This is a genomic window from Polynucleobacter sp. HIN11 (assembly GCF_030297675.1).
Taxonomy (GTDB): Bacteria; Pseudomonadota; Gammaproteobacteria; order Burkholderiales; family Burkholderiaceae; genus Polynucleobacter.
In genome coordinates this window covers 1,548,403-1,568,941 of record NZ_AP028142.1, presented here as the reverse complement: position 1 = coordinate 1,568,941, position 20,539 = coordinate 1,548,403, and the positions used below count along the sequence as shown (strand labels likewise).

Below are 20,539 nucleotides of genomic sequence, written 5' to 3'. Positions count from 1 at the left end.
ATTTACATTGAGGAATCTAGGTGATGGAATTTGGTGATCGTTTAAATAAGCCGTCGATTTCGTATAGCCTAATACAGAATTTGCGTCAGCAATTAATGCGCGTACTGCCATTTTCAAAGATGGCAGAGCAAGACGTTGATTTCTTTCTACATCATTCTGCTGAAACGTACTTTGCCCCTGAAGAAGTCATTCTCTCACCGGCAGACGGAGCGCCAAAGATACTTTATCTGATTCGACAGGGAAGGGTATCGGGTCGCCGTTTGATCCCTGGTTTTGAAGAGACTGGATTTGAGCTTGACCCGGGTGATCTATTGGCTGTCAGCGCTTGTTATGGGGGACTTCCATCCACAGTAAAGTACGTGGCAATCGACGATTGTTTCTGCTTAGCCTTGCCCGTAGAGCGCATGCATGAGCTCGCCAAACACTCCAAGCCCTTCAGTGACTTTCTAAATAATCGTATTTTGAAGCTTCTCGAGGAATCAAGAGCAGCTTTACGAAATAGTTTTGCTTCTCAAGCGTTAACAGAGCAGTCACTTGAGAGTCCACTGAGGGATCTGACACTCAAAAAGCCGATCTCTGTTTCTCCCGATACTCCTTTGCAAGACGCCTTGCAATTGATTCATGATAAAAAAGTGGGCTCTGTTTTAGTGGTCGATGAAGAAGGGGCTATTGTTGGTATCTTGACCCGTTACGATGTCTTGAGTCGGGTCACGCTTGCACAAATACCCCTAGAGACACCGATATCCCAAGTCATGTCGCGTGACGTTAAAACTTTATCCTTGGACGATACTGCAGAGACCGCTGGCCTCATGATGTCGCGTCATCACATTCGTCATTTACCAGTCCTGCGTGGTAGGGAGCTGGTTGGCATTATTTCAGAGCGCGATTTATTTTCTTTGCAACGCTTATCACTAAACAACATTAGCAGTGCGATTCGTTTGGCCGATGATGTCGATGGCTTAAAAGATTGCGCGAGCAATATTCGTAAATTTGCTCGTAATTTGTTGGGACAGGGTGTGCAGGCTAGACAATTAACTGCCCTGATTAGTCATCTCAATGACGTATTAACTGCTCAGCTTATTCGTATTTTTACCAAGCGGCATGATTTAAGTTTGGATCACTTTGCTTGGATTTCGCTTGGTTCGGAGGGTCGAAGTGAGCAAACGATCGCGACTGATCAGGACAATGCTCTCATTTTATTGGACTCTGAGATTGCGCATAAAGCGCGATATCTGGCATTTGCCAAGGATGTTAATCACGCCCTCGATGCCTGTGGTTATCCATTATGCAAGGGTAATATCATGGCAAGCAATCCTGAGCTTTGCATTAGTCAACATGAGTGGTTAGAGCGCTTTGCGCGCTGGATTGAACAAGGCAGCCCCCAAGATTTGCTAAATGCCAGTATCTTTTTTGATTTCAGGGCACTTGCTGGTAACGAGTCCTTATTGGAGCCGTTACGTGCATACGTCGTTAAGCATGCTGAGGCTACCCCACGTTTCATTAAATTATTAGTTGAAAATTCCTTGCAGTGGAAAGTGCCGTTCAATTGGCTAGGTGGTCTAGAAACGAAAGAGCTTGATGGCCAGCAAATCATTGATATTAAGTTGCAAGGCACGGCGATCGTGGTGGATTGTGCTCGTATTTATTCATTAGCCAATGGGGTTGCTGCCGTGAATACGCGCGAGCGCTTAGCCGCGATTGGCCGGGCACTGAATCTGCATGAATCAGAAAGCGACGCATGGATTGCGGCCTTTGAGTATCTACAGACCTTACGACTTGCCGCTCAAATTGATGGTCATGTAATCGGTGGCAATCCTAATGCAGTTGCCGTCGAGGGGCTGAATTCAGTGGACAAAACAATTTTGCGCGAGTCTCTCTCAGAGGTCCGTAATTTGCAGCAACGACTTGAGCTCGATTATGTTCGCTAATTTTTTAGCTCGCTTTGGAATTGGCTCATCTGGGCCCGAACCCACTCGTTGGGTCGTCTTAGACGTTGAAACTACCGGGCTTGATCCCAGCCGCGATCGCTTACTTGCGATTGCGGCGATTGCTATACAGATTGGACCGGGTTTTACAAAGCCGACAATTGTTATCGGGGATAGTTACGAAGCCATTCTTCGCCAAGAGTTTGCATCCGATAAAGACAATATATTGGTTCATCACATTGGTGTAGGTGCGCAAACAGCCGGAAGACCGCCGGTTGAAGTATTGGAAGAATTTCGTGATTGGGTTGGCAACTCGCCACTGCTGGCATTTCATGCGCCTTTTGATCAGGGCATGATTATGCGTGCTTACAAACAATTTGGCCTATCACCGTTGGCAAATGATTGGATTGATATTGAGCCATTGGCTGCGGTGTCTGGTATCCATCCCAAAGCACGAGCCTTAGACGATTGGTTACAGTTCTTTGGCATTGAATGCAGTGTTCGCCATCAGGCTGCAGCCGACACTCTTGCCACATGTGAATTGCTTTTATGCCTATGGAATTCCATTCGAAAAGAGGCAAAGAGCCTTGTTGAGCTTAAAAACCTAGCGAAAGCGGCAACCTGGATACCTAGAGCGTAAATTAAATTTTACAAATTAAGGGTAAGCCCTTAATTCCTAGAAAAGTATTTTTAAATTACTAGGGAAATCACTGATTTGGGCATGATTGCGACCCAACCATAATGCCCATTGGCATTTTTTTCAATTCCCAAAAGGCTTTTGTGCTTTTATTTCTGAATATTGCTCAACTGGTTTTGTACATCGGTGGACTGGCTTTAATGGGTCAGGGTTTATTGTTTGTTTTATCTGGGCAAAAGCGTGACACCAATTTGTTTTATCAGATCTTTCAAATCATTAATAAGCCATGGACCAAGATGGCGCGCTTTATTTCCCCAAAGCAAATTGCTGACCATCAAATTCCGTTTGTAGCCTTTTGTATTATTGCCGTTCTTTATATTGCTGTGACTCTCGCTAAGATTGAGCACTGCGTCTCCATTGGAATCGAGACATGTCAGTAAGACTTCGTTGGCACCTCTTCCGTTTTTATGCCTCTGTATTTATTGTGCTCGGGCTTCGTCATAAGGCAATCGATACGTTTGAACAGATGCTCAGTGAGTTTCCGAATGATCCCTACGTACTTTCGAGCCTTGCTTACCTTAAGACCCAAGAGGGCGATAAACAAGGCGCAATTGAGATGTATAAAAAGGTGGTTTTGCGTTCGGATACCAATGCTCAAACGTGGTACAACCTCGGGTTTTTGCAAGAAGAAACGGGGCAGATTGAAGATGCCGAATTTAGTTTTCGTAAAGCGCTCGCACTTGATGAGAAGTTAGATTTAGCGTGGTATGGATTAGGGCTAACCCTAATTCAGCAGCGTCGTTTTGATGATGCAGTGAAGGCTTTGAAAAAAAATACTCAACTGCAACCCATGAGCCCTTATGGTTGGTACCAATTAGCAAGGGTTTACGTGGATCGCCAAGAACCCGAAGAAGCAGTAAAAATCATCAAGCATTTAAAAGAGTTTGAACCCAAATTTGCGAAACAGTTAGAGCGGGAAACCGGTTTAACGGTCTAGCTAATGATGTTGTAGTACGAAGTTTGTTGTAGATGTTTTTAATAACCTAAGGAGAAACTGTTATGCAATTAACAGAATCGCAGAAACAATATTGGTCGAAGAACCTAAGGATGACAGCTTTTCTGTTAGCCATTTGGTTTGTTGTGACCTTTGTTGTTGGCTTTTATGCCAGAGACCTGTCATTCAATTTCTTTGGATGGCCATTTAGTTTCTGGATGGGAGCGCAAGGATCGTTGGTCATTTATGTATTGATCATCGCCTATTACGCGCATTACATGAATAAGCTCGATCAAGAATACGATTGCGCCGAAGTGGAGGAAGATTAATCATGGCCGGAATGACACCTGATGCAGGCGGCAGTTTTGGCGGATCTGGCCAAAGTAATGCAGCCTTTAAAAAGCAGCTAAATAAAGTCTATGGTTTTTACACTCTTGGCTTTCTATCATTCGTTATCATCGTAGGTATTCTTGAGCAAATGGGCATGGGACGTGCCACAGTTGGTTACGTCTTCTTAGGCGCCACGGTGTTGCTCTACGCAGGTATCGGTGTGATGAGTCGCACCAACGATGCTGCAGAATACTATGTAGCGGGACGCCGCGTACCAGCGATGTATAACGGTATGGCAACTGGTTCGGACTGGATGTCGGCCGCTTCCTTTATTGGGATGGCGGGTACCTTGTACCTTACCGGTTATGGTGGTTTGGCCTTCATCATGGGTTGGACCGGCGGATATTGCTTAGTGGCACTATTCCTTGCTCCATACTTGCGTAAGTTTGGTCAGTTTACGATTCCAGACTTCCTAGGCGCTCGCTATGACGGTAATCTGCCACGCTTTATCGGGATTATTGCTGCGATTTTGATCTCCTTTGTGTATGTGGTCGCGCAGATTTACGGTGTTGGTTTGATTACCACCCGTTTGGCGGGCGTACCTTTTGAGATTGGTATTTTCTTAGGCTTGGCTGGTATCTTGGTCTGCTCGTTCTTGGGCGGTATGCGCGCGGTGACCTGGACCCAAGTGGCCCAGTACATCATTTTGATCATCGCTTATATGATTCCAGTGGTTTGGTTGTCGGTGAAGCAAACCGGTAATCCATTGCCTCAGTTGGTATACGGTTCTCAGCTTGAAAAAGTGACCGCTCGGGAAGCAGAACTCATCAAGGATCCAAAAGAACTTGAAGTTCGCGCCATCTTCAAAGCGCGTGCCGATGCCTTAGCTGAGAAGTTAAAGGATGTGCCAGCTGCATTAGCTGCTGATAAAGCCGCTGCGGAGAAGAAGGTTGCTGATCTAAAGGCGGCTAATGCACCCGCTGAAGAAATTGCTGCTGCAGAAAAAGCGCTAGCTGCTGTTCCAAAAGATGCAGAAGCTGCGAAGAAGGCTTGGACAGCTCAGCGAACCAGCGCTAATAATCGGGCAAATCCATTAGCCAATATGCCTCGTCATGGACAGCAGTTTGCAGGTGATCCAAATGGCGATGAAAAAGCACGTACCGCATTTGATACTTCACGTCGTAATTTCTTGGCGTTGATCTTCTGCTTGATGTTAGGTACTGCAGCCTTGCCACACATTCTGATGCGCTTTTACACCACACCATCGGTCAAACAAGCGCGTGAGTCGGTGACCTGGTCGCTGTTCTTCATCTTCTTGTTGTATTTCACAGCCCCTGCGCTTGCAGTGCTGGTGAAATATGAGGTCTTCAACGTTCTGGTTGGAACACCGTTTGATAAGTTACCGGCGTGGATTGCAGCGTGGACAAAGGTTGATCCTGCTTTGCTCTCCGTGGTTGATGTCAATAAAGACGGTATCTTCCAGCTTGCAGAGATGACTATTGGTGGTGACATCATCGTGTTGGCAACCCCAGAAATTGGTGGCCTGCCCTACGTGATCTCAGGCATGGTGGCTGCTGGTGGTTTGGCTGCTGCGTTGTCAACTGCTGACGGCTTGCTCTTAACCATTGCAAACGCTTTGTCTCATGACTTGTACTACAAGATGATTGATCCTAATGCGTCTGCAGCACGGCGTGTGGCAATCTCCAAAGCATTGCTCTTGGTTGTGGCATTAGCAGCAGCCTATGTGGCAGCTCAAAAGCCAGCTGATATCTTGTTCTTGGTGGGAGCAGCGTTCTCGTTCGCTGCGGCATCTTTCTTCCCCGCTTTGACACTGGGTATTTTCTGGAAGCGTGCTACAAAAGCTGGTGCTTGCCTTGGCATGGTTGCTGGTCTTGGTATCACCATCTACTACATGATCATGACTCAACCATGGTTGCGTGGTGTATTTGGTGTGACCTCACCGGTTGAACTTTGGTATGGCATTCAGCCGATTTCTGCAGGCCTATTTGGCGTGCCAGTTGGTTTTGCAGTAACCATCCTAGTGAGCTTGGTAACCCCAGCTCCACGGAAAGATATTCAGGAATTGATCGACCATGTTCGTTACCCAACGTTACGTGGCGACACCATGAATACTCAATCTAGTTAAGGTTTAATCCTCAGTAGCTAAAACCCGCTCTTCGGAGCGGGTTTTTTTATTTGAGGCCCCATAAGTGGGTTTGTGCAAGAGTCGCAAAACTCCTCTATGCTTGGGAGCATGAAATGGCCTCTTTACCCAACCCTCTGTCTTTTGCTTACTCTTCTAGGGTCAAGCTGGGTATTTGCGAGCGCCTCCGGTACCAAATCCCCGGTTTATCGCTATATTGAGACTGCAAGTTTGCAGGGTCAGGGCCGACTCACATTTTGGGGTTTTGACGTTTACGACGCTCGCTACTATGTGGCTGATCCAAAGGGACAAAATGGCTTTGCCTTAGAAATTCATTACATCCGCTCCTTTAAAGGAGCGGATCTCGCTAAGCGTACCATTGATGAGATGACGCGTCTGGGGGTTCCTGAGAAGCAGCGTATGGTTTGGTTGCAAAGCCTCGAGAAACTCTTTCCGGACATTGCCTCTGGTGACACCTTAGTTGGTATTCATCTTCCCGATCGCGGAACTTTATTTCTGCATAACGGCAAACCCATCGGTGATATTCCTGGCGATGCATTTGCTAAAGCCTTTTTTGGAATCTGGCTTGATGAGCGAACCAGCGTACCGAAGTTGCGTTCTGCACTCATTGCAAGTCGTTGTCCACCCGCTTTAATTGCTGCAAACTGCCCGAATCCTTAATTCTTTACTTGGTGCTCATTATGTTCACTAGACTCAAGCGTCTAATAATCATTTCTTTGATTTCTGTTCTGTCCCTTGGGCTGGCTTCTTGTTCAAGCCCGAGCGTGCAAATGTATAGCAAAGAAGTCCCTCAATTGGATTTGGCAACTTACTTTAACGGCGAGATCGATGCCTACGGAATCTTTACCAATCGCAGTGGCGAGGTTGTTAAACGTTTCAAGGTGCTTATTAAAGCCAAATGGGAAGTCAAGGATGGCAAAAAAGTTGGCACTCTAGATGAGGATTTTGTTTACTCTGATGGCACCAAGCAAAAGCGGATTTGGACGCTTACTGAGGTGGCGCCAGGTCGTTACAGTGGAACTGCCAGTGATGTGATCGGCGAGGCGGTAGGCGAATTAGCAGGTAATGCGCTCAATTGGCGCTACACCCTGGCTTTGCCGGTCGATGGTAAAACCTATCACGTGCAATTTAATGATTGGATGTATTTGATGGACGATAAGGTCATGCTCAATAAAGCCGAAATGAGTAAGTTTGGGATTTATTTGGGTGAGGTCACCTTAGCTTTCTATAAACGCTAGATTGATTATTGTGACTCTAGCAATTACAAGGAGCACTTGGCGCAAGATCTGGAATTTTGTTTTATTTCAGATTGGTTGGTTCGCTTGTATCTTGGGTGCCGCACACCAGCAACTAGGTGCGGCGCTTGCGATCGCACTCTTCTGCATCGGGGTTTACCTTTGGTTACATCGCAATGCCCGCAATGAACATGAGCTATTGCTCAAAGTATTCATTTACGGCCTGATTGCTGACACGATTTTGGTTCAACTCGGTTGGATTCAGTTTGAATCGGATTTTCCATTTGCGGCGATTTCACCGGTTTGGATGTGGGCGCTGTGGCTGGTCTTTGCCACAACCCTGAAAGAATCGATGTCTTGGTTGCAGGGTAAAAATGGCTTAGCCGCCGTGTTGGGAGCGATTGCCGGGCCCATGTGCTACGAAGCGGGTGTCCGCCTGGGGGCAGCGTCTTGGCTAAATTCTGAGACACAGGTTTTTGCTCTTATTTACTTGGCTGTTATTTGGGCAATAGCGATGCCGGTATTTCTGCACTTTGCCAGAGAAAAGTGATATTTATATAGAAATCAAGTACTTATAAGTAAATAAGTACTTACTTATTTGAAAATCAAGCCATTCATATTGATAAATCAGAAACGCCCACTTGCAAATAATACTGTTTTTATATACAGTAAGCGTACAGTATGAATTTCAGCAATTAAGCGAGCAAAACCGAACTAATATCTAGAAAAGGATGGCCATGGACGACAAGAAAAAATCAGCCTCATCAGAGTTTGCAGGGATGAGCGGCGAGAAGCAAAAAGCACTAACGGCTGCCTTGGCCCAAATTGAAAAGCAGTTTGGTAAGGGTTCGATCATGCGTCTGGGCGACGCAGAAATTAATCAAGATATTCAGGTCGTATCGAGTGGCTCCTTGGGGCTCGATATTGCTCTGGGCGTCGGCGGCTTGGCGCGTGGGCGTGTGATTGAGATTTACGGCCCAGAGTCCTCCGGTAAAACTACATTAACTCTCCATGCTGTGGCCGAGATGCAAAAGCTCGGTGGGACCTGCGCATTTATTGATGCCGAGCATGCACTGGATGTGCAGTACGCCGCTAAGTTAGGCGTCGATGTCAACAATCTATTGATCTCTCAACCCGATACCGGTGAGCAGGCGTTGGAAATTGCCGATGCGCTGGTACGTTCAGGCTCAATTGATTTAATCGTGATCGACTCGGTCGCAGCCTTGGTTCCAAAGGCTGAGATTGAAGGTGATATGGGGGACTCATTGCCAGGACTGCAGGCGCGACTAATGAGCCAAGCCTTGCGTAAGTTAACAGGCACGATCAAGCGTACCAATTCCATGGTGATATTCATTAACCAAATTCGCATGAAGATTGGTGTGATGTTCGGCTCTCCCGAAACCACGACTGGCGGTAATGCCCTTAAGTTCTATGCCTCGATGCGTCTTGATATTCGTAGGATTGGCAGTATCAAAAAGGGTGATGATGTGATTGGGAACGAGACCCGCGTGAAGGTCGTGAAGAACAAAGTATCTCCACCATTCCGCGAAGCGATCTTTGACATCATGTATGGCTCGGGGATCTCGCGTGAGGGCGAAATTATTGACATGGGCGTTGAGGCTGAGATCGTTGAAAAATCTGGTGCCTGGTATAGCTATAACGGCGATCGCATCGGTCAGGGCAAAGATAATGTGCGCGAGTTCTTAAAAGAGAACCCTGAGATTGCCAAAGAGATCGAAGCGAAGATTCGGCAAAAGCTCGGCGTTAAAAGTGGCGGCACCCTCATTAGTGAGACCCTAGACGATGAGGAGATCGAATCCGCGAGCGCTTAATGCCGGGATCGGACCACGCTTCTCAACAAAGCCCGAGTCTCAAAGCTCGGGCTTTGCGCCTTTTGTCGAGGCGTGAATATAGCCGTCATGAGATAGCGCAAAAGTTACAGCGCTCATATGGTCAGGCAGATGACAACCCACCGGCCGATCTTGAAGAGCAAATTACCCAGGTTTTGAATGACTTTGAGGCCCGAGGTTGGCTATCAGATGAGCGGTATGCTCAGGCCCTAGTGCGGCGGCGCAGTCAACGCTATGGTTTGCGCCGTGTGGCTGACGAGTTGCAGCGGGCCGGCATTGAGCCTGCCATGATTGCAGAGCTAAGTCATGAGCTAAGTTCATCTGAATATGAGCGCGCCCAGGCCTTGTGGGCTCGTAAATTTGGTGAAACTTCCTCGGACCCAAAGGAGCGAGCCAAGCAGTACCGCTTCTTGGTTTCAAAGGGTTTTCATCCAGAGCTTGTTAACCGACTGATTAGCGGTCGGACACCCTCCAAATAGCCAATTTGGTGCAGTGAAAATGTTAGACTTATGGGTCTTTTGAGGGCGTTTTAAGCCTTTTTTGCCTTGATTTGGGTCAATGACCCAAGGGCCCCATCAAGGAAAATAGCTTTTCACGCTGGCGTTGAAATTTAATCATTCCAGGAGCTGTTATGAAAATTCATGAGTACCAAGGCAAGGAGATTCTGCGCCAATTTAATGTACCGGTACCCAATGGTATTCCAGCGTTTAGCGTTGATGAGGCAATCGAAGCCGCGAAGAAGTTAGGCGGTCCAGTTTGGGTTGTGAAGGCACAAATTCATGCGGGCGGTCGTGGCAAAGGCGGTGGCGTGAAAGTCGCCAAGAGCATGGATGAAGTGAAGCAATACGCCAGCGCAATCTTGGGTATGCAATTAAAAACCCATCAGACCGGCCCCGAAGGACAAAAAGTGCGACGTCTATTGGTTGAAGACGGGGCTGATATTAAAAAAGAGTACTACCTCGGAATTTTGACCGACCGCGCCACCCAGAAGGTGGTTGTCATGGCCTCGAGTGAGGGCGGTATGGATATCGAAGAGGTTGCTGAAAAGACTCCCGAGAAAATTATTAAGGTATTTGTTGATCCATTAGTTGGATTAACCGATGCGCAGTGCGATCAACTCAGCAAAGGCATTGGTGTTCCAGAGGGATCTCAAGCCCAGGCTCGTGAGGTATTTAAGAATCTCTACAAAACCTATTGGGATACCGATGCATCTTTGGTGGAAATTAATCCACTCATTCTAGAGGGCAATGGAAATATTAAGGCTCTTGATGCGAAATTTAACTTTGATTCAAATGCGCTCTATCGCCATCCTGAAATCGTGGCCTATCGTGATGTGGATGAAGAGGATCCTGCCGAAATTGAAGCATCTAAATTTGATCTGGCCTATATTTCTCTGGATGGCAATATTGGTTGCTTGGTCAACGGTGCAGGCTTGGCCATGGCGACGATGGACACTATCAAATTATTTGGTGGTCAACCAGCCAACTTTTTAGATGTGGGTGGTGGCGCAACTGCAGAGAAAGTAACTGAGGCCTTCAAGATCATGCTCAAAAACAAGAGCGTGAAAGCTATTTTGGTCAATATTTTTGGCGGCATCATGCGTTGCGATGTGATTGCCGATGGCGTAGTGACAGCGTGTAAAGCAGTCAATTTATCTGTTCCTTTGGTGGTTCGGATGAAGGGTACCAACGAAGAGTTAGGCAAAAAGATTTTGGCTGACTCTGGATTACCCATCATCAGTGCTGATTCCATGGCTGAGGCGGCAACGAAAGTTGTGGCGGCTGTGCAAGGCAAGTAAGCGACCATCTAATTTGAGGAAATCACTATGTCAATCTTGATTAATAAAAATACACGCGTTATCACCCAAGGAATCACCGGCAAGACTGGGCAGTTTCATACGGAGAAGTGCCAGGAATACGCGAATGGTAAGAACTGCTTTGTGGCTGGCGTCAACCCAAAAAAAGCCGGCGAGTCGATTTTTGGGATTCCGATCTTTGGAACTGTTAAAGATGCAGCTAAAGAAACCGGTGCTACGGTTTCGGTGATCTATGTTCCGCCTCCAGGCGCTGCTGCAGCGATTTGGGAAGCAGTTGAAGCCGATCTCGATTTGGTTATTTGCATCACCGAAGGTATTCCGGTACGCGACATGCTTGAAGTTCGCAATAAGATGCTGCAAAAAGAAGCCAAGGGCGGTAAGAAAACCTTGTTGTTAGGCCCTAATTGCCCTGGCTTGATTACTCCTGAGGAAATCAAGATCGGCATCATGCCCGGTCATATTCACCGCAAAGGTCGCATTGGAGTTGTGAGCCGCTCTGGCACCCTAACGTATGAAGCTGTGGGACAGTTATCCGCGATTGGGCTTGGCCAGTCAACCGCGGTTGGTATTGGTGGCGACCCCATCAATGGCTTAAAGCACATTGATGTGATGAAAATGTTTAATGAAGACCCCGAGACAGACGCGGTCATTATGATCGGCGAAATTGGTGGCCCAGATGAAGTTGAGGCGGCGCGTTGGTGCAAGACCAATATGAAAAAACCCGTTGTCGGCTTTATTGCAGGTGTAACAGCGCCCCCGGGTAAGCGCATGGGTCATGCGGGCGCGTTGATTTCCGGTGGCGCCGATACCGCGGATGCCAAATTGGCTGTGATGGAAGAATGCGGATTTAAGGTCACCAAAAACCCTTCTGAGATGGCGACTTTACTAAAAGCAATGATTTAGTTTGTGAATTCAGTTGTAATGGCAGGCGATGTTGAAATGAAATGTTTGGGTAAGTAGTTATAACAATTAGAGGAAGACATGGAACTTTTAGCAATGATTGACTGGTCGGTCGTGATTCAAATCATCATCATCGATCTTTTATTAGGCGGTGACAATGCGGTTGTGATTGCATTGGCTTGTCGTAATTTGCATCCAAATCAGCGTAAGAAGGGCATCATTTACGGTACGGCTGGCGCCATTATTTTGCGCGTCATCTTAGTCGCGTTTGCAGTAACCTTATTGCAAATCCCGTTCTTGAAACTCGTTGGAGGCGCATTACTCTTGTGGATTGGCTACAAGTTGATGGTTCAGCACGATGAGGAAGAGCACAATTTAGATGCCCCAGACAAGCTGTTTGCTGCAATTAAGACCATCATCGTGGCCGACATCGTGATGAGTCTAGATAATGTCCTCGCGATCGCTGGCGCTGCAGGCCAAGTTGATGATGCTGCTCATCAGGTTGGTTATGTGGTATTCGGATTGATCGTATCGGTACCGATTATTATTGCCGGAAGTAAGGTGGTTCTGTTCTTGATTGATCGCTTCCCATTGATTGTGACAGCTGGTGCTGGTCTCTTGGGTTGGATTGCTGGCGGCATGATGGTGACCGATCCTGCAATCGTCAAGCAGTTTGGTGAGGGCATGGCCGGATACTCTACGATTGCTGGTATCACTGGCGCAGTTGCTGTGATGGCTTTTGGCGAGTTGATGAAGCGTCGTGCTAAAAGTAATTCCAAAGCTGCGTAAGCACTGATATTAAAATCAAGGATTACTGACACTAATTAAACCCCTCTGCGATGGATTTCTGTCCGAAGATAGAGGTCCATCGAGGAGGGGATTTTTTATGCATACACAACATCAAGTCAAAGACGATCAACGGGGATTTACATTAATTGAAGTGATGGTTGTCGTGGCCATTATTGGCATCTTAGTTGCCGTTGCTGTGCCACAGTATCAGGATTACATTGCTCGCGGGCGAGTTGTCGAAGGATTAAATCTTGCATCTAGCGCTAAATTGGCAGTGACCGAGGCATACGCTAGCAAAGGGCCAAGCCCGATGGATCGGGTTACTCAAGAGTCTTTTTCATTTACTCCAACGCGGAGTGTGAAAGAGATTGAGATCTTGCCAAGTGGGGCGATTGCCATTGATTACCAAACATCGGTGGCGCCCGATGGTAAAAATAGTTTGATTTTGATTCCGACTAATGAGCCAGATGTCGCTTCACCCCGCGCAATTGATCTCTCACAAAGTAATTTAGTTACCTGGTCGGGCGGCTGGTCCTGCCGTTCGGAGCAAACCAATCTCCCCGCTAAGCTCTTACCGGCAGAGTGTCGAGTGGGTAAGTAACCCCTTGAGTTGGGGCGAGTAGTTAGCTCGCCTTCCAATCTCCCGATTTGCCGCCGCTCTTTTCAAGTAACTTGATATCGCTCATCACCATCCCACGGTCAACGGCTTTGCACATGTCGTAAATTGTTAGAAGAGCAATTTGGGTGGCGGTAAGTGCTTCCATTTCAACGCCAGTGGGCCCCGTGGTTTCGGCCCTGGCTTGACAATAAATCGTGTGGCTAGACTGATCGGATCGGAACTCAATGCTCACATGGGTGAGTGCAATTGGATGGCAGAGAGGAATGAGATCAGCTGTTTTCTTGGCCGCCTGAATTCCGGCGATTCGGGCAATGCCAAGTACATCACCCTTTTTATGACCGCCCGACTCAATCAGTTCATAGGTGTTAGGATTCATTTGAATACAGCCAGTCGCAATGGCTACCCGGTGGGTAGACGCTTTATCGCTAACGTCAACCATATGCGCTTGGCCACTGGAATCAAAATGCGTGAGTTTGTTCATACAAGAGGTTTTACCATATAGGCATGGGGAAGCAAGTAAAACGAATCGTTGCTTTGTACTTAAGCGGGGTCTTAAGTGCCTCTTCCTTCGCCCAGCAGCCAGGGGTGTCGGTCACCCAAGACAATGTAGCTAAGGAGAATCTTGGGCGGGTGATTCAGTCACCGGAAGCGCGCTCAGCTAATTTACCCTCTCGGAATGTTTTGCAATCGCAACCCGTCTTGGTGTTGCCCGATATGGGTGATCCGGGAGGTGATGCTTTAAGCCCCCTAGATGAGCGCAAGATTGGTGAGCAGATCATGCGGGAGATTCGTAGGGATCGGGATTTTTCTAATGACTGGCCCATCTATGATTACCTCAATTCGATGGAGCGGCGCCTGATGCAAGCTGCAAAACGCTTGCAACTGGGTGGAGCAAATGCCCAAGGCAGTGCCGCATACGACTATGAGGTATTTGCGGTGAAGGACCCATCGATTAATGCGTTTGCATTGCCCGGTGGATTTATTGGTTTTCATACGGGGCTCTTAATTACTGCGGAGACCGATTCAGAGGTCGCTTCGGTGATGGGTCATGAGATTGGCCATGTATTGCAACGTCACTTGGCGCGCTCTTTGGAGCGTCAAGGAACCAATTCAATCATTGCGTTAGCCGGCATTGTGCTGGGTGCGTTAGCAGCTGCTAGTAATCCTGGCGCTGCTGCCGGCCTAATCACGGGTGGCCAGGCACTTGCGATTCAGAATCAACTCTCGTATTCGCGGGACGCAGAGCGCGAGGCCGATCGAATTGGTTTTCAGATCTTGCAAGCCAGTGGTTACGATGTAAATGGCGCACCCGTATTCTTTCAGCGTTTGCAAAAGGCTTATGGAATCATGGATAGTGGTGTGCCGGGGTATTTGCGCACTCACCCCTTAACTACTGACCGTATTGCTGATATGCAAGACCGGGCGAGGACCGTTGTACAAAATCGGGTGCCCAGTGCGCTCGAGTTCTATCTCATTAAAGCTAGAGCGCGCATCGAGCAGAGTGGGACTACCAGTGGCTTATTTGATCTACGTAATTTATTTGAGAGTTTGAGTAAGCAGGCCAGCCCCGAAAAGCAAATGGAGGGCTTCTATGGCTTAGCCTTGGTTGCCCAACGTCAGGGGCGCTTTGATCAGGCAGAAAGCTTTTTGCAAAAAGCTCGGGCTGTAGCGCAAAATGTCTTGGCACCCGGATCACCTGTGCAGCGTCAGAGCTTATCGTTTGATTACACGGCATCTGAGTTAGCCCTTGCACGAGGTAGGCCCGAGGAGGCCTTACAGTATGCCCAAAATGCGGCCAAGGCGGATCCGTTTTCATTCTCTGCCGCTGTGGCGACGGTCAATGCAGAACTGCGTTTGGGTCGAGCTAATGAGGCCATTACTTTGTTACGAGCGAAGACCAAAGCACAACCGAATGAGACGATCTGGTGGGATTTGTTGGCGCGCGCGTATGACCAAGATAAAAAGATTGGTTTGCGGCATTACGCACTTGCTGAGAAGTTCGCTACCGAAGGGGCTTGGCCATCGGCGATTGAGCAGCTGAAAATTGCACGCTCGGCTGCCGGTAATGATTTTTATCTGGGTTCAGTGATTGATGCGCGATTGCGCGTGTTTCAGAATCAATACCGCGAAGAGCAAAAAGAGCAAAAAAAGAGTTAGTGCAGCTCGTGCTGATCGCTCGGAAACTCAAAGTCATCATCGTGAGAACGACTGGCGTGTAAATGGGCGATGCGCCAGCCTTTGCCATCTTGCATGAGGACTAGTGTGATATTAATCATGAAATCAGCCTCAATCTGATTATTTTCAAAATAGACAGCTTCGGTTGAATCAAACACTGCAGCACTCACGGTAATGTGCTCGATGCAAGCAATCGGTTCTAAATAGAGGGGCCTTGCGAGCATGCGCTCTAGCCCCGCTCGAATCTCCGCATGACCGCTTAAGCGATTACCTTCTGGTAGCACACAAGTAATTGAGTCGTCATCGAGCCATAAGGCGAGGGCTCCTTCGACGTCCCCTTGCCGCAGGGTCTCACGCCAGGCATCAATCACCTCATCGGGATTCTGAAAGAGTCGTGCGAAGCGCGGCATAAGCTATTTATTGGACCTTTATTGGTGTAAGCATACTGTAGACGCGTTGTGAATCGATCTGATTTAAACAATTGAGATGCCCAAGTGGGCAGGTGCGCTGATAGCAGGGACTACAGTCTAATTCGAGCCAAATGATTTGGGCCTTTGGGGATAAGGGCGGCGTGTGCTTGGGATTGCTTGAACCAAAAATAGCAATTTGTGGAATCGATAGGGCTGCGCCAATATGCATCAGACCTGAGTCGTTGCTGATCAGGCATGTGGATTGTGCGATGAGTGCCATCGATTGGTCTAAGGGAATCGCGCCGCACCAATTGTGGATACGATCAGATAAATTGGTAGATTGCACAATTTCTTGGCCAAGCACATGATCGGCTCGGCTCCCCAGAATAATAATCCTCGCATCTGGATTGTCTTCTAAGATCTGGTTCGCTAATTGCGCAAAGTGACTCGTTGGCCAGCGCTTTGCAGAGCCGTATTCGGCGCCAGGGGCAAATACATAAAGAGGTACACCACCGATCTCTTCGATCCTGCCCCTTGCCCATTGCGTAAGAGTGGAATCAATGCTTAATTTTGGTAATGGCAGATTTTGAGGATTGCTTGTTTGGTTTGGCGCGCCACCTAATAATTTTGCATAGTGCTCCATCATGGGCGTGCGCGCTTGGCGTGATGGATTGGGCAGCGAAACATTGATTAACCCAAACCGAAACTCGCCTTGGTAGCCAATCCGCGTTGGGATGCCCGCAAGCCACGGGATCAGTGCCGACTTCATGCTATTCGGTAGCACAAATGCCACGTCATAAGCTTGTTTCTTGAGCTCACGCGCGGTTGATCGTCGTAAGCTCCACTGCAGAGCGCCGTGCTGAAAATCACGTTCGACGATTGTTTCAATGGCAGGACAGGCGCGGTAGATAGGGCCTACCCATGGGGTGCACAGAACATCAATGCTGGAATTAGGAAACTTGGTATGAATGAGGGTGATGAGCGGCAAGGACATGACCGCATCCCCAATCCAATGTGGGGCGATAACGAGGATGCGTGACATAGCGGAGCTCCGTTTGGAGCCAATATCAGTGGCCGTGTGGTTCGGTGCCAGGAATCAAGTGGTATTCAGTGCCGCAATAGGGGCATTTCACCTGACCGGTAGCAAGAATATCCAGAAAAACACGCGGGTGATAGTTCCAGGCTGGAGTATCTTTGGTTGGGCAATGCAGCGGCAAGTCGTTGCCGTGAACCATGACCGCATTTAGTTCGTTTAAATCACTCATAGCAATCTAAATTTAGACAGTGGTTAACCAAGCACGATAACGGTCGTTGCGACCGTATACCGTATCGAAAAAGACATCCTGAATTTGTTTGGTAATCGGACCGCGTTTGCCATCGCCAATGGTTCGGTCATCCAGTTCGCGAATTGGAGTAACTTCAGCTGCGGTACCAGTAAAGAAGGCTTCATCTGCAGAGTACACCTCGTCACGGGTGATACGCTTTTCTCGAACCTCAAACCCTAAGTCTTTGGCAATACGAATAATCGAGTCTCGAGTAATACCATCAAGACAGGATGCGAGATCGGGAGTAAACACAATGCCATTGCGAACCATGAACATGTTCTCGCCTGAACCCTCAGAGACGTAACCTTCGGTATCCAGCAGGAGGGCCTCATCGTAGCCATTGGCAGCCACTTCTTGATGCGCCAAGATGGAATTAATGTAGTAACCAGAGGCTTTTGCACGAACTAAGGAAGAGTTTACGAAGTGGCGGGTAAAGGATGAGGTTTTGACCCGAATCCCTTTGTTAATCCCATCCTCGCCAAGGTAAGCACCCCATTGCCATGCTGCAATTGCCGTATGCACTTTATTGCCGGTTGGCGAAATACCCAACTTTTCAGATCCGATGAAAATAATGGGGCGTATATAGCATGAGGCCAATTTGTTATCACGCACAACTTGAAGAATGGCCTGTGCAATTTGCTCCTCGCTGTAATCGATTTTCATCTGAAAAATCTTTAAGCCGTTAAAGAGGCGCTTGACATGCTCGGCCAAGCGAAATACTGCAGTTCCATTTTCGGTCTTGTAGGCACGAATACCCTCAAAGATGCCCATGCCGTAGTGAAGGCTATGAGTAAGTACATGAATATTGGCATCCCGCCAGGGGACCATCTTGCCATCGAACCAAATAACTCCATCGCGGTCAGACATCGACATCATTAGCACCTTTATGTTGTGGCGGGCTTGCGGATTTTTTATGCAATTTAGCCCTAAAGCCTTATTGTAGAGCAGAGGAATCACGCGGTCTGCCGCCCAATGAGCTGGCCTTTCTATAATTAGCTCATCTATGGATTTCGCTCGCCTGACAGCTAAATTGCCTTACTTGGGCTGGAACCAGCAACAGCAATCGGCGTGGCGTGATGGGCTGAAAACCATGTCACGCTCGGCTCTTGCCATCTTTAGTTGGGGGGTGGTGACCGGCTTGGCGATGGGTAAATCGGTCCTAAGCACTGAGCAGGCACTGGCGATGACTTTATTCGTCTTTGCGGGCTCGGCCCAGCTTGCTGCCCTTCCGCTGATTGGGGCCGGTTTTTCTGTCTTTACGATTCTGATTACCGCATTCATCGTGAACTTGCGTTTTGTGATTTTTAGCATTGGCGTGCAAGCTCACTTTTCGCACTTACCCGCTTGGCGCAGAGCCATCTTGGGTTATTTCACAGCGGATTTTGGGTACTTGATGTACACCAGCCGCTTTCCCGAGGTGCAAGCGGTGTCCGAGAGGAAAAAAGATGCGTATTACCGTACTTACTTTATGTATGGGCTTGCCACTGGCAATTGGGGTATCTGGCAAGCCGGTTCGATTCTGGGCGTCCTGGGCGCAAGTCAAATCCCAGATGATTGGGGGATGGAGTTTGCCGGGACTTTGGCTTTAATTGCTGTGATTGTCCCAATGCTGGATCATCGCGCAGCCCGCTGGGCAGCGATTGTTGCTGCGATTGTCGCTATCCTGACCTATAGTTTGCCGCTCAAGCTTAATTTGACGGCGGCCATTTTGGCAGCGATCGTGGTTGGGATCTTGGCTGACCGCTCACCCAAGGCAATGCGATGAGACCGGATTCCCTGGGCGCTTTTGAGATCGCCTTACTGATTGGGGGGATGGCCCTCGTGACTCTTCTAACCCGGTCTTTCTTTGTATTCTTGGGTGCACGCGTTCAAGTGCCTGAGTTAGTTCTAAGAGCGATTCGTTATGCACCTCTAGCAGCGATTGTGGGCATTGTTGCGCCTGAGCTGCTTTTACCCCAAGGAGCAGTCGAAATTAGCCAAATGGACTGGAAATCCCCCAATCTTTGGGGAGGATTAGCAGGTTTTGTGGTGTACTTCTGGACTCGTCAGATGCTACCAACCCTGATATTAGGTATGACCGTGTTTAGTTTAGTGCGTTACTGGCTCTAAAATGGAACTCCTACTTCAAATACTCTAATTTCTCCAAAATTAATAGTCTATGTCCACCACCTTGCTTCATGTAAAGCGCCTTAGTGATCTCGCAGCATCTGGTCGGCTCAAAGGAAAGCGGGTATTTATCCGTGCTGATTTGAACGTCCCTCAAGATGAGGCTGGCAACATTACCGAAGATACGCGGATTCGGGCATCGATCCCGGCAATTCAGATGTGCCTAGATGGCGGAGCGGCGGTGATGGTGACCTCTCATTTGGGTCGGCCCAGCGAAGGAGCGTTTAAGGCGGAAGATAGTTTGGCACCTATTGCCCATCGCATTGCGGAGATCTTAAATCGTAAGGTTCCATTAATTAGTAATTGGGTTGATGGTGGTTTTGAACTGAACCCAGGCGATTTGGTTCTTTTGGAGAACTGTCGGGTTAACGTGGGTGAGAAAAAGAATGCGGATGAGTTAGCTAAAAAAATGGCTGCCTTATGCGATGTTTACGTTAATGATGCATTTGGCACGGCGCATCGCGCTGAAGCGACGACGCATGGTATTGCCCGATTTGCCAAGATCGCGTGTGCTGGCCCTTTAATGGCTGCTGAGCTCGATGCCTTGAGTCGCGCCCTGGCCGAACCAAGAAGGCCGCTAGTGGCCATTGTGGCGGGCTCCAAGGTATCAACCAAATTAACCATTCTGAAGTCGCTCGCCGAGAAAGTCGATGAATTAATCGTTGGTGGTGGGATTGCCAACACCTTTTTATTAGCCAAAGGCTTCAATATTGGTAAGTCACTGGCTGAGCCAGATTTAGTGAATGAAGCCAAAGAAATAATTGCGCTCATGGAAAAGCGCGGGGCGCGAGTTCCGATTCCTGAGGATGTGGTGGTTGCTAATGAGTTATCGCCTTTAGCCAGAGCCAATCGGGTACCGGTCGATGAGGTAGCGCCAGACGACATGATTTTGGATGTTGGCCCTAAAACAGCTGCGCAACTATCGATGATGTTGGCGCATGCCGGCACGATTGTTTGGAATGGCCCCTTAGGCGTTTTTGAAATCGATCAGTTTGGCGGCGGCACCAAAATGATTGCAGCAGCTATTGCTCACTCGCCAGCATTCTCGATTGCTGGTGGTGGGGATACCTTAGCCGCCATTGCAAAATACGGCATCGAGAATCAAGTGGACTACATTTCAACCGGAGGCGGGGCGTTCTTAGAGTTTCTTGAGGGCAAAACCCTGCCTGCATTTGCCGTGCTTGCAGAGCGCGCGAAGGAGTAA

Annotated in this window: 24 protein-coding genes; 19 read left to right on the top strand and 5 right to left on the bottom strand. The window is 48.3% G+C overall.

The genetic code is table 11. The features are described from left to right. The first annotated feature begins 23 nt into the window (after positions 1–23). The 15 genes from QUE60_RS07860 to QUE60_RS07790 all read left to right on the top strand — a co-directional run bounded on the left by QUE60_RS07860 (position 24) and on the right by QUE60_RS07790 (position 13,241). Positions 24–1,928, top strand: a complete 1,905-nt coding sequence (locus QUE60_RS07860) for a DUF294 nucleotidyltransferase-like domain-containing protein (protein ID WP_286226649.1) — start codon at positions 24–26, stop codon at positions 1,926–1,928. Next, on the top strand, positions 1,918–2,565 hold the full coding sequence (locus QUE60_RS07855) for a 3'-5' exonuclease (protein WP_286226648.1): 648 nt from the start codon (positions 1,918–1,920) through the stop codon (positions 2,563–2,565). Before QUE60_RS07860 ends, QUE60_RS07855 begins: the two co-directional genes overlap by 11 nt. A gap of 140 nt (positions 2,566–2,705) precedes the next feature. Then, positions 2,706–3,002, top strand: coding sequence for a hypothetical protein (locus QUE60_RS07850; RefSeq protein ID WP_286226647.1), 297 nt, complete (start codon positions 2,706–2,708; stop codon positions 3,000–3,002). Next, on the top strand, positions 2,993–3,559 hold the full coding sequence (locus tag QUE60_RS07845) for a tetratricopeptide repeat protein (RefSeq protein ID WP_286226646.1): 567 nt from the start codon (positions 2,993–2,995) through the stop codon (positions 3,557–3,559). Before QUE60_RS07850 ends, QUE60_RS07845 begins: the two co-directional genes overlap by 10 nt. A gap of 62 nt (positions 3,560–3,621) precedes the next feature. Beyond that, complete coding sequence (locus tag QUE60_RS07840) at positions 3,622–3,885, top strand: DUF4212 domain-containing protein (protein ID WP_286226645.1); 264 nt, start codon at positions 3,622–3,624, stop codon at positions 3,883–3,885. Positions 3,886–3,887: 2 nt separating this feature from the next. After that, a complete protein-coding gene (locus tag QUE60_RS07835; protein WP_286226644.1) occupies positions 3,888–6,032 on the top strand; it encodes a sodium:solute symporter family protein in 2,145 nt (714 codons plus the stop codon). 108 nt (positions 6,033–6,140) lie between these two features. After that, a complete protein-coding gene (locus QUE60_RS07830; RefSeq protein WP_286226643.1) occupies positions 6,141–6,710 on the top strand; it encodes a chalcone isomerase family protein in 570 nt (189 codons plus the stop codon). A gap of 20 nt (positions 6,711–6,730) precedes the next feature. Next, the gene (locus tag QUE60_RS07825) at positions 6,731–7,288 is read left to right on the top strand and encodes a DUF3833 domain-containing protein (RefSeq protein ID WP_286226642.1); all 558 of its coding nucleotides are present in this window, start codon (positions 6,731–6,733) and stop codon (positions 7,286–7,288) included. A gap of 10 nt (positions 7,289–7,298) precedes the next feature. Beyond that, positions 7,299–7,835, top strand: coding sequence for a DUF2878 domain-containing protein (locus QUE60_RS07820; protein WP_286227512.1), 537 nt, complete (start codon positions 7,299–7,301; stop codon positions 7,833–7,835). Positions 7,836–8,022: 187 nt separating this feature from the next. Then, positions 8,023–9,117, top strand: a complete 1,095-nt coding sequence (gene recA, locus QUE60_RS07815) for a recombinase RecA (RefSeq protein WP_234409737.1) — start codon at positions 8,023–8,025, stop codon at positions 9,115–9,117. Next, positions 9,117–9,614: a recombination regulator RecX gene (gene recX, locus QUE60_RS07810; protein ID WP_286226641.1), complete on the top strand. Its 498-nt coding sequence runs from the start codon at positions 9,117–9,119 to the stop codon at positions 9,612–9,614. Before recA ends, recX begins: the two co-directional genes overlap by 1 nt. A gap of 152 nt (positions 9,615–9,766) precedes the next feature. After that, positions 9,767–10,933 carry an ADP-forming succinate--CoA ligase subunit beta gene (gene sucC, locus QUE60_RS07805; RefSeq protein ID WP_286223493.1) on the top strand — a complete coding sequence of 389 codons (1,167 nt, stop codon included), beginning with the start codon at positions 9,767–9,769 and terminating at the stop codon, positions 10,931–10,933. 27 nt (positions 10,934–10,960) lie between these two features. Beyond that, positions 10,961–11,854 carry a succinate--CoA ligase subunit alpha gene (gene sucD / locus QUE60_RS07800; RefSeq protein ID WP_108509027.1) on the top strand — a complete coding sequence of 298 codons (894 nt, stop codon included), beginning with the start codon at positions 10,961–10,963 and terminating at the stop codon, positions 11,852–11,854. Between the two features lie 78 nt (positions 11,855–11,932). Next, a complete protein-coding gene (locus tag QUE60_RS07795) occupies positions 11,933–12,640 on the top strand; it encodes a TerC family protein (protein WP_286226640.1) in 708 nt (235 codons plus the stop codon). A 97-nt stretch (positions 12,641–12,737) separates the two neighbouring features. After that, complete coding sequence (locus QUE60_RS07790; RefSeq protein ID WP_286226639.1) at positions 12,738–13,241, top strand: pilin; 504 nt, start codon at positions 12,738–12,740, stop codon at positions 13,239–13,241. A 22-nt stretch (positions 13,242–13,263) separates the two neighbouring features. On the opposite strand, the gene moaC is transcribed toward QUE60_RS07790, so the two are convergent. Further along, positions 13,264–13,740 (bottom strand): cyclic pyranopterin monophosphate synthase MoaC, encoded by a 477-nt coding sequence (gene moaC / locus QUE60_RS07785; RefSeq protein ID WP_286226638.1) that lies wholly within the window; start codon positions 13,738–13,740, stop codon positions 13,264–13,266. Between the two features lie 23 nt (positions 13,741–13,763). On the opposite strand from moaC, the gene QUE60_RS07780 reads away from it, so the two are divergent. After that, positions 13,764–15,416 carry a beta-barrel assembly-enhancing protease gene (locus tag QUE60_RS07780; RefSeq protein ID WP_286226637.1) on the top strand — a complete coding sequence of 551 codons (1,653 nt, stop codon included), beginning with the start codon at positions 13,764–13,766 and terminating at the stop codon, positions 15,414–15,416. On the opposite strand, the gene QUE60_RS07775 is transcribed toward QUE60_RS07780, so the two are convergent. Genes QUE60_RS07775 through QUE60_RS07760 form a run of 4 tightly spaced genes read right to left on the bottom strand, consistent with a single transcriptional unit; the run spans position 15,413 to position 18,042 of the window. Further along, positions 15,413–15,844 carry a nuclear transport factor 2 family protein gene (locus QUE60_RS07775; RefSeq protein ID WP_286226636.1) on the bottom strand — a complete coding sequence of 144 codons (432 nt, stop codon included), beginning with the start codon at positions 15,842–15,844 and terminating at the stop codon, positions 15,413–15,415. The two genes, QUE60_RS07780 and QUE60_RS07775, sit on opposite strands and share 4 nt — an antisense overlap. Positions 15,845–15,851: 7 nt before the next feature. After that, positions 15,852–16,886: a lipopolysaccharide heptosyltransferase II gene (gene waaF / locus QUE60_RS07770; protein ID WP_286226635.1), complete on the bottom strand. Its 1,035-nt coding sequence runs from the start codon at positions 16,884–16,886 to the stop codon at positions 15,852–15,854. A gap of 25 nt (positions 16,887–16,911) precedes the next feature. Continuing rightward, complete coding sequence (locus QUE60_RS07765; protein WP_286223486.1) at positions 16,912–17,109, bottom strand: zinc-finger domain-containing protein; 198 nt, start codon at positions 17,107–17,109, stop codon at positions 16,912–16,914. A 12-nt stretch (positions 17,110–17,121) separates the two neighbouring features. After that, positions 17,122–18,042: a branched-chain amino acid transaminase gene (locus QUE60_RS07760; RefSeq protein ID WP_286224764.1), complete on the bottom strand. Its 921-nt coding sequence runs from the start codon at positions 18,040–18,042 to the stop codon at positions 17,122–17,124. A 130-nt stretch (positions 18,043–18,172) separates the two neighbouring features. Between QUE60_RS07760 and QUE60_RS07755 the strand changes: the two genes are divergently transcribed. From QUE60_RS07755 to QUE60_RS07745, 3 genes are all read left to right on the top strand, one after another. After that, a complete protein-coding gene (locus tag QUE60_RS07755) occupies positions 18,173–18,934 on the top strand; it encodes an AzlC family ABC transporter permease (RefSeq protein ID WP_286226634.1) in 762 nt (253 codons plus the stop codon). Beyond that, a complete protein-coding gene (locus tag QUE60_RS07750; RefSeq protein WP_286226633.1) occupies positions 18,931–19,278 on the top strand; it encodes an AzlD domain-containing protein in 348 nt (115 codons plus the stop codon). Before QUE60_RS07755 ends, QUE60_RS07750 begins: the two co-directional genes overlap by 4 nt. Positions 19,279–19,339: 61 nt before the next feature. Then, positions 19,340–20,539, top strand: a complete 1,200-nt coding sequence (locus QUE60_RS07745) for a phosphoglycerate kinase (protein ID WP_286227511.1) — start codon at positions 19,340–19,342, stop codon at positions 20,537–20,539.